The sequence below is a fragment of the Vitiosangium sp. GDMCC 1.1324 genome (genome assembly GCF_003044305.1).
GTDB lineage: Bacteria > Myxococcota > Myxococcia > Myxococcales > Myxococcaceae > Archangium.
The window spans coordinates 17,137-31,240 of sequence record NZ_PZOX01000039.1 but is presented as its reverse complement, the minus strand read 5'-3'; the positions used below and the strand labels follow the sequence as shown (position 1 = coordinate 31,240).

Annotated in this window: 12 protein-coding genes; 5 read left to right on the top strand and 7 right to left on the bottom strand. The window is 67.7% G+C overall.

All coding sequences use genetic code 11. From position 1 onward, the window contains the following. Positions 1-25: 25 nt before the first annotated feature. Positions 26-4,384 carry a carbohydrate binding domain-containing protein gene (locus tag DAT35_RS55570; protein ID WP_108077607.1) on the bottom strand — a complete coding sequence of 1,453 codons (4,359 nt, stop codon included), beginning with the start codon at positions 4,382-4,384 and terminating at the stop codon, positions 26-28. A gap of 156 nt (positions 4,385-4,540) precedes the next feature. Here DAT35_RS55570 and DAT35_RS55565 point away from each other — a divergent pair, with 156 nt between their 5' ends. Continuing rightward, entirely contained in the window at positions 4,541-5,014 is a 474-nt protein-coding gene (locus DAT35_RS55565; protein ID WP_108077606.1) for a tetratricopeptide repeat protein, read from the top strand. Between the two features lie 48 nt (positions 5,015-5,062). Here DAT35_RS55565 and DAT35_RS55560 read toward each other — a convergent pair whose 3' ends face one another. The 4 genes from DAT35_RS55560 to DAT35_RS55545 form a co-directional block, all read right to left on the bottom strand. Continuing rightward, entirely contained in the window at positions 5,063-5,707 is a 645-nt protein-coding gene (locus tag DAT35_RS55560; RefSeq protein WP_108077605.1) for an SRPBCC family protein, read from the bottom strand. Positions 5,708-5,749: 42 nt separating this feature from the next. After that, positions 5,750-7,129, bottom strand: a complete 1,380-nt coding sequence (locus tag DAT35_RS55555) for an L-serine ammonia-lyase (RefSeq protein ID WP_108077604.1) — start codon at positions 7,127-7,129, stop codon at positions 5,750-5,752. A gap of 169 nt (positions 7,130-7,298) precedes the next feature. After that, positions 7,299-7,604, bottom strand: a complete 306-nt coding sequence (locus tag DAT35_RS55550; RefSeq protein WP_146210298.1) for a hypothetical protein — start codon at positions 7,602-7,604, stop codon at positions 7,299-7,301. A gap of 98 nt (positions 7,605-7,702) precedes the next feature. After that, positions 7,703-8,383, bottom strand: a complete 681-nt coding sequence (locus DAT35_RS55545) for a hypothetical protein (protein ID WP_108077602.1) — start codon at positions 8,381-8,383, stop codon at positions 7,703-7,705. Positions 8,384-8,522: 139 nt separating this feature from the next. Between DAT35_RS55545 and DAT35_RS55540 the strand changes: the two genes are divergently transcribed. Together DAT35_RS55540 and DAT35_RS55535 are read left to right on the top strand one after the other, a co-directional pair. Further along, positions 8,523-9,839 (top strand): pectin acetylesterase-family hydrolase, encoded by a 1,317-nt coding sequence (locus DAT35_RS55540; RefSeq protein ID WP_108077601.1) that lies wholly within the window; start codon positions 8,523-8,525, stop codon positions 9,837-9,839. Between the two features lie 118 nt (positions 9,840-9,957). Next, positions 9,958-10,608, top strand: a complete 651-nt coding sequence (locus DAT35_RS55535; protein ID WP_108077600.1) for an NAD(P)-dependent oxidoreductase — start codon at positions 9,958-9,960, stop codon at positions 10,606-10,608. Between the two features lie 2 nt (positions 10,609-10,610). Here the strand turns inward: DAT35_RS55535 and DAT35_RS55530 are convergent, their stop codons facing one another. Further along, complete coding sequence (locus DAT35_RS55530) at positions 10,611-10,961, bottom strand: DUF2845 domain-containing protein (protein WP_108077599.1); 351 nt, start codon at positions 10,959-10,961, stop codon at positions 10,611-10,613. Between the two features lie 145 nt (positions 10,962-11,106). Between DAT35_RS55530 and DAT35_RS55525 the strand changes: the two genes are divergently transcribed. Beyond that, positions 11,107-11,742: a hypothetical protein gene (locus tag DAT35_RS55525; RefSeq protein ID WP_233262283.1), complete on the top strand. Its 636-nt coding sequence runs from the start codon at positions 11,107-11,109 to the stop codon at positions 11,740-11,742. Between the two features lie 56 nt (positions 11,743-11,798). Next, positions 11,799-12,296 carry a VOC family protein gene (locus tag DAT35_RS55520; RefSeq protein ID WP_108077598.1) on the top strand — a complete coding sequence of 166 codons (498 nt, stop codon included), beginning with the start codon at positions 11,799-11,801 and terminating at the stop codon, positions 12,294-12,296. Here the strand turns inward: DAT35_RS55520 and DAT35_RS55515 are convergent. After that, on the bottom strand, positions 12,284-13,678 hold the full coding sequence (locus DAT35_RS55515; RefSeq protein ID WP_108077597.1) for an NAD(P)/FAD-dependent oxidoreductase: 1,395 nt from the start codon (positions 13,676-13,678) through the stop codon (positions 12,284-12,286). The genes DAT35_RS55520 and DAT35_RS55515 overlap by 13 nt on opposite strands. Positions 13,679-14,104 lie beyond the last annotated feature (426 nt).

Here is a 14,104-nt window from a genome sequence, read left to right as displayed (position 1 = left end):
CGCGCCGGGGCATCGGATGTCCGGGCTACTTCCAGGTGTCGTTGAGCGTCACGCTACCGCTCGCCGGAGTCGTCGAGGTGCGGTTGGAGCCGCTCTCCCAGGTGACGTTCCCGCTGCCGTCCTTCTTGATGTATTTGTATTCGAAGGACGTCGAGCCGGGCAGGCTGAGCGTCACGCTCCACGTCGGATAGTTGTCCGGTGAGAGCAGGATGGCCGAGCCGGTGTTCCAGCTCCCGAGCGCCGCGATGCTGCCCACGACGTAGATGTTCTGTCCGACCACGGTGCTGGCCGTCTCGTTGAAGGTGACGGTGGCCCCTGTGGTGCTGGTGGTGACGCTCAGGGCCGTGCTCTGGGCCGAGACGTTGCCCGCGGTGTCGCGCGCCCGCACCGTGTAGCTGTACGTGGTGCCGACGCTCAGGCCCGTGTCGGTGTAGCTGGCCGAGGTGGGAGAGCCCACGAGCGAGCCGTTGCGGTACACGTCATACCCGGAGATGCCGCTGGCGTCCGTGGAGGCCGTCCACGTGAGCGAGACGGAGGTGGACGTCTTGGACGACACCGCCAGGCCCGAGGGCACACTGGGAGCGGTGGTGTCGGCGGACGGAGCTCCCGCGGTGATGGTGCCGGCGTTGAAGGTCTGCACGCCCGCGGGGATGAAGTAGTTGAGCCCGCCATTGTTGTCCCAGGTGCCGCTGCCGTTGTTGAAGTCGCACTCGAGCTGCGTGGCCGTGCCCAGATTGACGGTGTACTTCGCGTAGCCCGCCACCTCCGCGTCGGGCATGGCGACGCCCGGCGCCGTCGTCCACGTGCCGCCCGCGGGGCGATAGTGGATGTAGGGCGTTGTGAAGCCCTTCTTGTAATAGACGGTGACGGAGTTGCCGGCGCTGGTGGTGACGGAGAGCGTCGAGCTGGCCGCCGAGGTGTTGCCCGCCGCGTCCCGCGCCTTCACGGTGTAGCTGTACGCGGTGCTCGCCGCGAGTCCGCTGTCCGTGTAGGTGGTGCCTGTGGGCGAGCCCACCTGGGTGCCATTGCGGAAGACGAGGTAGCCCGTCACGCCGACGTTGTCCGTCGACGCCGTCCACGAGAGGGTCACGGACGAGGCCGTGCTCGAGGGCGAGGTGAGGTTGCCAGGCACGGAGGGCGCTGTGGTGTCGACCACCGGGGCACCGGAGGTGATGGTGCCGGCACTGAAGGTGGAGGTGCCCGTGGGGAAGAAGTAGTTGCTGCCGTTGTTGTTGTCCCAGGTGCCGCTGCCGTTGTTGAAGTCGCACTCGAGCTGCGTGGCCGTGCCCAGGTTGACGGTGTACTTCGCGTAGCCGGAGATCTCCGAGTCCGGCATGGCGTAGCCCGGCGGAGTCGTCCACGTGCCGCCCGCGGGACGGAAGTGGATGTAAGGCGTTGTGAAGCCCTTCTTGTAATAGATGGTGGTGGTGTTGCCCGCGCCGGTGGTGATGGAGAGCGCCGAGCTCGCCGCCGAGACATTGCCCGCCGCGTCCTTCGCCTTCACGGTGTAGCTGTACGTGGTGCTCGGTGACAGGCCGGTGTCCGTGTAGCTCGTGCCCGTGACGGAGGCCGCCAGCGTGCCGTTGCGGTACACCTCATAGCCGGCGACGCCGTAGTTGTCGGTGGAAGCCGTCCACAGCAACGCCACCGAGGAACTCGTCGTGCCCGAGGCCGTCAGCCCCGTGGGAGCGGAGGGGGCGGTGGTATCCGGCGCCAGGGTGGTGACGGAGAGCGCCGAGCTGGCCGCCGAGGTATTGCCCGCCGAGTCCTTCGCCTTCACGGTGTAGCTGTACGTGGTGCTCGCGGTCAGGCCGCTGTCGGTGTAGCTCGTGCTGGTGCTCGAGCCCACCTGCGTGCCATTGCGGAAGATGTCGTAACCCGTCACCGCCACGTTGTCCGAGGCCGCGTTCCAGGTGAGCGTCACCGAGCGATCCGTCTTCGTGGAGGCCGCCAGTCCCGTGGGCGTGGAGGGCGCGGTGGTGTCCACCACCAGGAACGGATACGTGCCCTGCACCGAGCCGTTGATGTCCTCGACGTACTTGCCGCCGACCAGGTTGTACTTGCCCGCGCCGACGTAGACGGACTGAATCTCGCTGCGCGTGACGTTGCCCCGGCTGTCGGTGGCCTCGATGTAGTAGTCGAGGAGCTGGTCGCGGTAGTTGCCCAGGTAGACGTAGTAGAGGTCGCCGATCTCCTGCGCGGGCACCTTCGCCATGACGGGCAGGTAGGTGGGCTGCCACGCGACGCCATTGATGACAGGCTTCAGGTCACGCCGGGTGAGCGGATAGTCCACCCAGGCGCCCACGCGCGTGGTGTCGATGTTGGACACGCCGGCCGCCTTCAGCGCGGCGGGGTCATACACCTTGTGGGTGTTGTCCAGCGGGTCGATGCTCTTGTTGGTGTGCACGCGGACGCGGGCCTTGATGCTGGTGATGCCGCTCACGTCGTACGCGTAGGTATAGAGGGCGAAGGTGTTGTCGAAGTGGTGGAGTGTCCAGCCCTCGGACTTGTCCGTGTTGGCGCTGCCCGGGTTGTAGGGCCAGCGCTGCGGCCACCAGACGGACGGCCCCGTGCGGTCCTGCGCGATGCGGTCCTGCACGTAGGGCTTGGAGAAATAGAGCGACTGGTTGAAGGACAGCGTGGGCTTGACGTTGTCGTCCTGGTTCTCGTCGTAGTAGCCGAAGCCCGAATCAATGGAAGGAATCAGGAAGTACCAGGCCAGCTCCGCGGGGTTGGCGCCGCCCGCCCAGTCGTTGCTCGGGTCGCCCTTCACCGGATAGGACATCATCCAGGGATTGAGCTGGTTGCCCGCATACGTCACCTGGTTGTCCTGCGTGGTGGAGGGCTTCCAGTGGTTGGGGTGGGCGTCCAGCCAGATCTGCTCGGCCGTCTTCGCGTAGTTGAGGGAGGCCTGGAGCAGCGCGAAGTTGCGCTCCAGGTAATGCCAGCCGTACTCGAGCGAGACCGTCATGCCCTCCTGCACGCCGCTGAGGTTCGTCTTGGGCGCCAGGTTGAGGCCCGTGGCCGAGTTGAACGCGGGGAACTGGCCCTTCCAGATGCCAAACGGCAGCTTCCAGTGGTGCCACTGCGGATCGGACGAGGAGTCGCGCGTGTCCACCCACGAGCCGTCCTGCACGTGCACCACGTCCGTGGAGGCGGGCGTGTTGTTGAGCAGGTACTCGGTGATGCCCAGACACTGCACGCCATTGGTGCAGGTGACACTCCGGCCGTTGTACCAGGTGCTGGCCGAGCCCGCGCGTCCGCCCGAGTTGTCTCCGTCATGGGCGATGACGAAGAACTGCTTCTGGGATACGAGCCCCTCGAAGCTCTTGAGGTTGACGACGTCGACGGTGGCCTCGCCCTCCCAGCCCTCGAGCCAGGAGCCGTTCTGGTTGACGGGGATGCCCACGATGCGCGACTCGGCGCCCGTGGCCGGGTCCACGTAGCGCACCCAGTGCGGGGTGGAGGCGAACGGGTACTTGTTGCGGATGGTCTGCTGCTCATGCGCCATCTGCGCGCTCACCCAGCTTCCCACGTTGCTGGTGTTCTGCAGGTCCGCGCGGTTGGGCGGCGACACCAGCGTGTCCGAGCCCGGGTCGTTCAGGAAGGGATAGTCCTTGAGGGTGCGCGAGAAGTGGTTGTCACCGATGACGGACCACTGGATGCCCAGCTTCGTGAGCGTGGGGATGAGGCGCTCGGAGAAGCCCAGCTCCGTGGGGAAGAAGCCCTTGGAGGACTGGAAGTTGCTCCCCAGGAAGTAGGGCTGGGCCAGGGTGACGTTCTGGTAGATGAGATCCTTGAGGAAATATTCCGGTCCCACCAGCGGCCCCATGGAGTGGTGGCCGGTGAAGTGGATGAGATCCAGCGTCCGGTTGCCTCCCGGCGTGCGCAGGGCGTTGTAGCGGTCCCTCCAGGGCGAGCCCCAGTTCGTGTTGGTGTAGCCGGGGACGTTCTGCAAGGCATTGAGGTCGTTGACGTTGTTCACCACCGCCGCGGACATGGTGACGTGGATCTGCCCGGTGGAGGCGTTGCTGTTCATGTCCGCCGCCACATCCGGGGGCCAGTACAGGTACGCGCCCGTCTTCGCGTCGTGCGAGTAGTACGTGACCAGGTCGTCGTGCGGCATCGGCGCGCCCGACGGCAGGTAGTACGTGTAGTTCGCCGGCGGGCTCTTCTTCAGGTTGATGACCTGACCGTCGTACGTGTAGCGGATGGCTCCGCCTACTGGCGTGGACGCGTACTTGCTGACGTCGTAGTACGGCCAGAAGTTGGGCATGTGGTTGTGGTAGACGTGCGACGCGGCGATCTGTGCTCGCGCCGGCCCGGCTGGCAGCAGCAACAGCGCCGCCAGGGCGGGCAACAGCAACGCTCTCAATCGATGCATGGGACTCCTCGGTGGGGGGGTTGGGTGCTTCACTAGGAGAATTAGTTGGACTGATGCGGGTTGTCACTTTTTCCCGGTAAAACCTTTTTCAACGCGTTGCGTCGTTCAAGGCATCGCGTCGTTCAATGCATTGCGTCATGTGAAGAGGAGGAGTCCATGAGAAGGGTCTGGGTATTGGCGCTGCTCTCGGTGGTGGCGTGCTCGGAGAAGAAGCCACCGCAGCAGGAGGACAAGGCCGCGGCGGCCCTGGCGAGCAAGGATGAGAAGTGTCCCAGTGGGACGGTTCAGGGATGTCTCGACGCGGCCGCGGAGGCGGAGCGGAAGGGAGACATGGCGCGTGCGGCCGAGCAGTACACGCGGGTGTGCGACGCGGGCGTCGCCCGGGCGTGCAACGTGCTGGGCTCACTCGTCTGGCAGGGGCGTGGCGTGAGCGCGGATCCGGCGCGCGCCTTCTCGCTCTACATGCGCGCGTGTGACGGCGGTGACCCGGCGGGCTGCTTCAGCGCGGGCATCTGCCACAGGACCGGCGCGTGCGCCGAGAAGAACGACGCCGAGGCCACGAAGCTCCTGCAGCGCGCCTGCGACGGCGGTGACAAGCGCGCCTGCGCCAATCTGGGCGGCCCCAAGTGAGGGGATGACTCGGGGCGGGGCTCCTGGAGCCTCCCGCCCCGGTGGACTTCAGGGTGTGGTCGTCGTCGCCTGGGCCGGCGCGGTGGGCGCGGCCTGAGCCGCCTGGGCTGCCTCGGCTTCGGCCTTGGCCTTGAGCCGGGCCTCCCGCTCGAGCCGGTTCTTCGCTTCGGTCTCGGTCAGCGACTTGATGGTGGCCAGGCCCTTCTCGAAGTCCTTGCCGATCATCCCGTCCATGTCCACGAACAGGGAGAAGGCCCTGGCCATGAAGGTGTGGTGCCCCTCCATGGCCCAGCGGACCGTGACGCCCTCGGGCCCCGGCTGGAACGTGAAGACCACGGTGTTCGTGGCCGGCCAGGGCTTGATGAACTCGAGCTGGATGTGGATGGAGTCGTAGGGCTGTGACTCCAGGAGGGTCATCTTCCCCTCGCCGGCCTGCGCGTTGCCGGACCAGGCGTAGATGGCGCCGGGGCCCGCGTAGGGCCCGTCGAAGGTCTTCTTCATCGCCGGGTCGAGCGCCTCCCACGGAGACCAGAAGTGCCACTTGTGGAAGTCGTTCACGATGCCGAAGGGGAGATCCACGGGAGCGGCGATGGTGATGGAGCGCTCCACACGGAAGGTGGATGGCCGCGACGCCACCACGGCGGCGAATCCCACGAGGGCCACGGCGAGCGCGAGGAGGACCTTCTTCAGCATTTCACTTCCTTCGAGGCGGCAGGGGCGCGGAGCCGTGGGGGCTCAGCACTCGATGATGTTCACGGCGAGACCGCCGCGTGCGGTCTCCTTGTACTTGGTCATCATGTCCGCGCCCGTCTGGCGCATCGTCGCGATGACCTTGTCGAGCGACACCTTGTGCTTGCCGTCTCCCTGGAGCGCCAGCCGCGCGGCGTTGATGGCCTTGATGGAGCCCATGGCGTTGCGCTCGATGCACGGCACCTGCACCAGTCCGCCGATGGGGTCGCACGTGAGACCCAGGTTGTGCTCCATGCCGATCTCCGCCGCGTTCTCCACCTGCTCCGGCGTGCCGCCCATCACCTCCGCGAGCCCCGCCGCCGCCATGGAGCAGGCCACGCCCACCTCACCCTGGCAGCCCACCTCGGCGCCGGAGATGGAGGCGTTGAGCTTGTAGAGCATGCCGATGGCTCCCGCGGTGAGCAGGAAGCGGATGGCGCCCTCGTCGTCCGCGCCCGGCACGAAGCGCCGGTAGTAGTGGAGCACCGCGGGGATGATGCCGGCCGCGCCGTTGGTGGGCGCCGTCACCACGCGCCCCTGCGCCGCGTTCTCCTCGTTCACCGCGAGCGCGTAGAGGTTCACCCAGTCCATCGCCAGCAGCGGATCCGAGTTGCCGCGCATGTCCCCCTTGAGCTTGCGGTAGATGCCGGCCGCGCGCCGCTTCACCTTGAGCCCGCCCGGGAGGATGCCCTCGCGCTCGCAGCCGCGCTTCACGCACGCCTGCATGACGTCCCAGATGCGCAGCAGCCCCGCCCGCACGGCGGTCTCCGGCCGCAGCGCCTTCTCGTTCTCCAGCATCAGCGTGCTGACGCTCAGCCCGGTCTGCTGGCAGAGCGTCAGCAGCTCCGCGCCCGTCTTGAAGGGGTAGGGGATGCGGCTGTCACTCACGCCCACGCCGTGCGACGGCGTGCCATCGTCGTTCACGACGAAGCCGCCGCCCACCGAGTAGTAGGCGCGCGTGAAGGGCTCGCTCCGCCCGGCGAGCTCCGCGGTGAAGCGCATGCCGTTGGGGTGGCGCGGCAGCGACTGCCGCTTGTGGAAGACGATGTCCTCGGAGGGCTTGAACTTCACCTCGTGCTGGCCCAGCAGCTTCAGCTTCGCGGTCTCGGTGATGCCAGAGATGCGGGCCGGCACGGCGTCGCAGTCGACCTCTTCGGGGCGCTCGCCCTCCAGCCCGAGCAGCACCGCGATGTCGCTGCCGTGACCCTTGCCGGTGTGTCCGAGCGAGCCGAAGAGCTCCACCTTCACCGACTCGACGGAGCCCAGCCCGCCTTCCGCCTTCGCGAGGGTCTCCACGAACTGCCGCGCCGCGCGCATCGGCCCCACCGTGTGGGAGCTCGATGGGCCGATGCCAATGGTGAACATGTCGAAGACACTGAGTGCCACGCGCTGCCTCCCGCCCGATTGTCGCGCACCCTATATCCCAAGCGGACACCGCGTGCTGCGGTGGCCCCCTGGACGAAGAGGTGGCTTGCGGACAGTCGCGGGTGGTGGCTGACGAGCCGCGTCACGGCGACACGGTGCCGTGACGTGTCATGGCTGGAGGTCCAACGGCTCAGTGGCCCGAGGCCGCCGAGGCGGCGAACTCCTCCGGCATGAGCGGCCAGCGCGACGGCAGCTTCCAGCGCTCGCTGCCCGGCTGCTCGGTCTTCACCCGGGCGAAGGCACACAGGCCCATGCCGGCCAGGGACACCAGGCCCAGGGCGATGGCACCCGAGGTCGCGTCCCGGAGCACGCGAGGCCAGAGCGCGCGGACTCCCCACAGGCCGACGGGAACGACATAGACGGGGACGGCAACCAGGCCAGCGAGCACGAGCCAGCGCCGCTTGTCGGAAACTTCGGAGGCAGCGGTAGGAACCATGATTGCCCTAGAGGGTGAGGGCGGCTGTGCCTGTCGGGAAGGGGGACCCGGGTGCCGCTTGCATGAATACCCTCGGAACGGACGGGCCTCCGGGACACCTACTTGCCGTTCCACTCCTTGCGGCGCTGGTCCTGGGTGAGCTTGCGCGCGAGCGCGTCATCGAGCTGCCCGGGCATCTCCTCCAGCCGGGTGCGGTGCATCCGGATGCTCAGCTCGTACAGGCCCCGCTCCTGATCCGGGAGCTGGGAGCCGTACTCCTGAAGCACCGCGCTGGCGAACGAGATGTAGTCCTCCGACACCTTGCGCCGGTGGTCGTAGTACTGGCGGATCTCCTCCTCGGTGGCCGTGCCCGACAGCACCTTGCCGTAGAGATCGTTCCAGTGCTTCCCGTCCTCGGCGCGCTTGCGCTGGACCTCCGGATCCTTCGTGGGGACTCCGAGCTCCCAGTAGAGGTTGCCGGGCAGCCGCTCGCGCAGCTTCGCCAGGTCCACCGGATGCTTGCCGGGCTCCGCGGAGGGCTGGAATTCGGGGGGCGTGTCGGAGACGACGCCGGCGTCGGTCGCGACGGCGGCGAGGGCCTGGGGTGGCGCGGAGGGCGCGCTGGGGGAGGGGGGTGGAGCGGTGTTGCTCGCGGGCGCCGCGGTCTTCTCCTCGCGCTGGGGAGGCTCGCGCGTGGCGTCCTCTTGACGCGGTAGGACAAACAACAGCACGGCCAGCAGCACGAGCGTGGCCAGCGCCGCGAGCCACGGGAGAACCTTCGATCGGGTATTCGCGCCCATGCCGACGCAATAGCCCGCACCGCGCGTGCTCCGCAACCTGGGAAAAGGCGTTCTCCTGGTGGGATGGGCGATACAATTATTTCACGGAAAGTGATATAGACACGCGTCCCACTCTGTACCCCCCCAAGGAGGAATTGGGATGAAAAGCCATCTCTTGTTGGGCCTTCTCGCAGCCACCGCGGTCCCCCCGAGCGTCGCTCAAGCGGAGGTGCTGGTCTCCGGCATCGTCGACGTGCTGGTGGACGGCGGCAACACCTACGACTGGCAGAAGGTCGAACTGCCGGGAACGAAGTGTGGCAACGGTTCTCAGTACAAGTTCTTCGTCCACAAGAGCACCAGCGGCTCGAAGAACCTGATCTTCTTCCTCGAAGGTGGCGGTGCGTGCTGGGACTATGACACCTGTAGCGGGCGCGCGGGCGTCATCGGCGCGGCCAACCCGAACGGCATCGCGGACGACTACATGACGCAGTTCACGGCGAAGTACGTCTCGCCGATCGTGAACGGCGCCGATCCGGGCCTGCCCTTCCGCAGCCGCACCGACCTGGTGACGAAGGACTGGAACATCGTCTACCTGCCCTACTGCACGGGCGATGTGCACGTGGGCAACAGCGTGGCCACCTACCCGGATACGACGGGCGGGCAGCCGACGCTCACCTGGTACCACTCGGGCTATACCAACACGACGGCGGCCATCAACTACGCCAAGACGCAGTTCCCGAGCGTCCAGAAGCTGCTGGTCTCCGGCTATAGCGCTGGCGGCACCGCCACCTCGGCCGGGTACTACTTCATCCGCCGCGGCATCAATCCGGCGCGCGGCTACTTCATCAACGACTCGGGTCCCATCTTCCTGGCGCCCAACGTCAATGATCGCTCGCGCGCGCTGCACCTGAAGATCCGCCAGTCGTGGAACCTGGACTCGGTGCTCGGTCTGCTGCCGGCCTCGTTCGACCGCAACAACATGGGCACCATCAACCGCATGCTGGCCATGGAGTTCCCGAATGATCAGCTGGCCTACACGGGCTACACGATGGACTACAACTACTCGCGCTTCTCCTACGAGCGCTTCTACTCGCCCATCGATGAGGCCACCATCCACCAGTACTGGAAGGAGGACCAGGACAAGCTGGTCGCCGAGCTGAACCTCTACAACAACTACAGCTACTTCATCCCGCACAGCCGGCCGATCAACGCCAGCCACTGCAGCACCATCATCACCTTCGTGGGCGCGCACGCCTGCCAGAAGATGGAGAAGAAGCACTACTGGTACGAGTACATCACCGAGCCGTACCAGAGCTACAAGTGCTACAGCGAGTTCGTGCCGATGGATGTGTTCCTCAGCCGGTTCATCAACGACAACCAGCGCGTCCGCATCTACGAGCCGGCCAACGGCTACAACGATGAGGATCCCGGCATGGACATCCTCGCGCCGCTGATCAACGGCGCCATCGGCGGCTAGTCCAGGCCACCTGGCACCCGGGGATGAGGTCGGCCGCCTCCTCGAGGGCGGAACGAGCGGATTCCCCGGGTTGCCCGTCGCGGGCTCCATCCCCAAGGGTACGGAACGGGGGAGAGCCATGAAGGTCATCGTCTTCGGTGCGACGGGCGGAACGGGACATGCGGCGGTCCAGGAACTCCTGGACGGGGGGCATGAGGTGACGGCGTTCTCGCGTCATGCCGATCAACTCGGTCTCCGTTCGGAGCGGTTGCGGCTCGCTCCGGGAGACGCCCGGGATGCCGGGGCCGTGGAGCGCGCGATATCCGGGCAGGACGCGGTGGTGGTGTCGCTCGGGGTGAATGACAACCCGCTGAAGGTTCGCTTCCTCCACCGGTCGAACACGCCCACCACCATCTGCTCCGAGGGCACCCGCAACATCATCCAGGCGATGGGGAAGCTCGGGGTGCGCAGGCTCGTGGTGGTGTCTGCCTTCGGCGTGGGGGAGACGCGCGAGAAGCTGCCCTGGTTCTTCAAGCTGGGCTACCGGCTCATCAAGGAGCAGATCTCCGACAAGGAGCGCCAGGAGCAACTGGTGCGCAACAGCGGGCTCGATTGGGTCATCGTCCAGCCGGTGGGCCTCACCAATGGGAGGCCCCTCCACGAGGTGCTGGCGTCGACCCAGGGCGAGGTGCATCACCACACCATCCCCCGAAGCAGCGTCGGGCGCTTCCTGGCCTCGGTCGTGTCGGACGACCAGTTCCTTGGCCGGACGGTCGCCCTGTCGAGCTGAGGCTACCGCCCGTAGCCGCCGCTCCTCACGTCGACGAGCCGGCCGTTCTCGAACACCGCCACCTGCATCAGCCGGTTGGCGCCGAAGTTGTACGTCCACTCCTCGATCGTCTTGGTGACGACGTGCTCGGTGGTGGTCGTCGTCGTGGGTTCCTCCCCGGTCTTCTGCTTCGTCTTCTCGCCCACCGTCTCGGTGCGGCTCTCTTTCGCCGTCGGTTCCCCGCACTTGAGGAGCACGTCGGACTTGGAGGCGCCGTCCGAGGCGAGCTCCTTGCCGCAACGGAGCGTGGCCGCCTCACTGGAGCGGGGGAGGAGGAAGAGAGAGAAGATCAGGGATGCCAGCAGGGCTCGCATGGGAGGGGCTCCTTGGAGAATCTGGACCGGGGATGAGCCGGACGTCCCATCCTCGGGGATATTCATTCGCCGAGCTACTTCGCGGGCTTCTACCCCCTCGCTCGCGGTGCCCCGGAGCGATACCTTCTTCCGAGGAGGACGGGTGATGACGGCTCGGAGCGCGGGCTTGAGGCTGATGGTCTACGACCGCACCTGCGGCGGGTCGTGGGGTCTTCCGGGTCTCACCTTCTCGTGGCGCGTGGGCGGTGTGCTGTATCGCGCGCTCGGCCGGCTCGATGACTGGAAGGGGGCGGCGAGCTGGCCCGAGGCGCTCGATTGGTTGCTCGCCCGCTCGCGCGAGGAGCGCATCGCGGAGATCCAGTTCTGGGGCCATGGCAACTGGGGCTGTGTGCTCATCGATCGTGTGCCACTGGACATTGGAGCGCTCGCGCCGGGCCACCCGTGGCAGGAGCGCCTGGTGGCGCTGCGCGAGCGGCTCGTGCCCGGTGGGGAATCGCTCTGGTGGTTCCGCACCTGCGAGACATTCGGGACGGCCCGGGGGCATGCCTTCGCTCGCGCCTGGACGCGCTTCTTCGGCTGCCGCGCCGCGGGGCATACCTTTGTCATCGGCCCCTGGCAGAGCGGGCTTCACTCGCTGGGCCCTGGTGCGGAGCCCCACTGGCCGGTGGAGGAGGGCGTGCCGCCCCAGGCGCGCTCGGGAGTGCGGCGGGCACTGTGGTCGGGGCCTCGCGTGCCCAACACCATCACCTGTCTGCATGGCCGGGTGCCGCCGGGCTTCTGACACGCCGGGGCGGAGACCCTTGCCTGGCCGCGCTCCCTCTGCGACGGTGCCTCGCCATGACGACACGACCGTTTCGCATCCTGGGCCTCCAGCAGGTGGCCATCGGCGGGCCCGACAAGGCGCCCCTGCGCAAGCTCTGGGTGGACGTGCTGGGCCTCGAGCCCCACGGCACCTACCGCAGCGAGCGCGAGAACGTCGACGAGGACATCATCGTGGCCGGAGTCGGGCCGTTCCGCGTGGAGGTGGATCTGATGCAGCCGGTGGACCCGAACGGGAAGCCTCGCGTGCATGATCCCGCGCTCAACCACCTGGGCCTGTGGGTGGATGATCTGCGTGCGGCGGTGACCTGGCTCGAAGGGCAGGGCGTGCGCTTCGCTCCCGGCGGCATCCGCAAGGGCGCGGCCGGTTTCGATGTGACGTTCATCCACCCCAAGGGCAACGAGCAGTTCCCGCTCGGGGGCGAGGGCGTGCTCATCGAGCTGGTGCAGGCCCCTCCCGAGGTCATCTCCGCCTTCGACACGCTCGCGAAGGCCTCCGCGGCTCACAAGCCGTAGGACTCCAGCAGCCGGAGCCACACCTCGCTGACGGTGGGGTAGGCGGGCACCGCGTGCCAGAGTTTGTCGAGCGGCACCTCGCCGGCCACCGCGATGGTGGCCGAGTGCAGCATCTCGCCCACCTCGGGGCCCACGAAGGTGGCTCCGAGGAGGATGCGCCGCCGCTCGTCCACCACCAGCTTCACCGCGCCGTCGAAGCCCTCTCCCATCAGGCTCGAGCCCGCCACCGAGTCCAGGCCCACCTGCACCGTGCGCACCGGCAGGCCCCGCTTGCGCGCCTCCGCCTCGGAGAGGCCCACCGCGGCCACCTGTGGATGCGTGAAGATCACCTGGGGCGTTGCCCGCGTGTCCGCCCACGCCTCCACCTGCTTGCCCAGGATGTGGTCTCCGGCCAGCCGCCCCTGGTACTTCCCCATGTGCGTGAGCAGGTTGCGCCCGTTCACGTCTCCGCATGCGTACAGCCAGCCGCCCTCCACGCCTCGCGCGCGGAGCTGGTCATCCACCTCCACCGGCTTGCCCGGGGTGAGTCCCACCGTCTCCACCCCCAGGTCCTGCGTGGACACCACACGGCCCGTCGCCACCAGCAATTCGTCCGCGCGCAGCGTCTCGCCGGTGTCGAGCGTCACCGTGACCTCGCCCTGACCGCCGGGCCGGTGGACGCGCGTCACCTGCGTGCGCGTGCGCACCGTGATGCCTCTCTCTCGCAGGGCCTTCTCCACGAGCTCGCGGGCGAAGGGCTCCACGCGCCCGAGGATGTGCTCACCCCGCTCCAGCAGCGTCACCTCCCCGGTACCCAGCGCGCGCCAGGCCTGGCTCAGCTCCGTCGCCACCACGCCACCTCCCATCACTACCAGTCTCCGGGGCACGGCCTTGGATGCGGTGCCCTCGCGGTTCGTCCAAGGCTTCGCCTCGCGCAGCCCGGGGACGTCCGGAATGCGCGCACGGCTGCCCGTGGCCAGCACCACCGCCCGGCGCGCCGTCAGCTCGCGAGTCCCTCCTTCTCGCAGTGTTACCCGCACCGCCCGAGGGCCCGTGAGCCGGCCATGTCCGCGTACCACGTCTAACTTCGCGCCTCGCGCCCACTCGAGCTGGGAGCTGTCGTCATAGCCGTGGACCACCTCGTCCCGGCGCGCGAGGACCTGGGATGCATCGAGCGAGCCCTTCACCGCCTCGCGAGCGCCAGGGGAGTGCCGGGCCAGCCACAGTGCCTCGGGAGGCCGCAGCAGCGCCTTGCTGGGGACGCAGGCCCAGAAGGAGCACTCTCCGCCAAGCCGCTCCACCTCCACGAGGGCCGTTGAGAGTCCACCCGCGGCGGTCCGTGCCGCCACGTTCTCTCCGGCCGGGCCTCCACCGATGACCACCACATCGAATGCGTCCGCCATGTGCCCTCTCCGCGCTTCGGATTCCTGGGAGGCATAGGGGAGCACGAGCGGCGGCACCCTGCGGCGCGTGTTGGAGCTTTCATCCGAAAGACGTCACTCGCGACGTCACGTCCCTGATATCGCGCTCTCCAATAAGCGACTTGCTGGGGAGGTTCACGTGTCCACCCGTTCCGCAGGCCCTGGCCCGTCCCGGGTAGACGCGGAAGTTTCGTTGGTGTTTTCAGTGCACGCCGCTCCGGCGCTTCGTGGGCCTGGGTGGCGACCGGGTTCGGCCCTCCTGGCCGTAGTGGCGCTGGTGCTGTTTGGAGGCTGCGCGACGGGCTACCCCAGAGGGAGTCTGACGAGCGGTGACGGCCTTCACTCCCGGCCCGCGTCGTTCCGTCAGGGCACCAGCCCGCGGCAGCCGGTCTCCTCTCCGGTGGCTGC

Bases quoted from the DNA above. Each gene is read 5' to 3' on its own strand.
- DAT35_RS55570 (WP_108077607.1), bottom strand. From the start codon at position 4,384: ATGCATCGATTGAGAGCGTTGCTGTTGCCCGCCCTGGCGGCGCTGTTG.
- DAT35_RS55565 (WP_108077606.1), top strand. From the start codon at position 4,541: ATGAGAAGGGTCTGGGTATTGGCGCTGCTCTCGGTGGTGGCGTGCTCG.
- DAT35_RS55560 (WP_108077605.1), bottom strand. From the start codon at position 5,707: ATGCTGAAGAAGGTCCTCCTCGCGCTCGCCGTGGCCCTCGTGGGATTC.
- DAT35_RS55550 (WP_146210298.1), bottom strand. From the start codon at position 7,604: ATGGTTCCTACCGCTGCCTCCGAAGTTTCCGACAAGCGGCGCTGGCTC.
- DAT35_RS55545 (WP_108077602.1), bottom strand. From the start codon at position 8,383: ATGGGCGCGAATACCCGATCGAAGGTTCTCCCGTGGCTCGCGGCGCTG.
- DAT35_RS55540 (WP_108077601.1), top strand. From the start codon at position 8,523: ATGAAAAGCCATCTCTTGTTGGGCCTTCTCGCAGCCACCGCGGTCCCC.
- DAT35_RS55535 (WP_108077600.1), top strand. From the start codon at position 9,958: ATGAAGGTCATCGTCTTCGGTGCGACGGGCGGAACGGGACATGCGGCG.
- DAT35_RS55530 (WP_108077599.1), bottom strand. From the start codon at position 10,961: ATGCGAGCCCTGCTGGCATCCCTGATCTTCTCTCTCTTCCTCCTCCCC.
- DAT35_RS55525 (WP_233262283.1), top strand. From the start codon at position 11,107: ATGACGGCTCGGAGCGCGGGCTTGAGGCTGATGGTCTACGACCGCACC.
- DAT35_RS55520 (WP_108077598.1), top strand. From the start codon at position 11,799: ATGACGACACGACCGTTTCGCATCCTGGGCCTCCAGCAGGTGGCCATC.
- DAT35_RS55515 (WP_108077597.1), bottom strand. From the start codon at position 13,678: ATGGCGGACGCATTCGATGTGGTGGTCATCGGTGGAGGCCCGGCCGGA.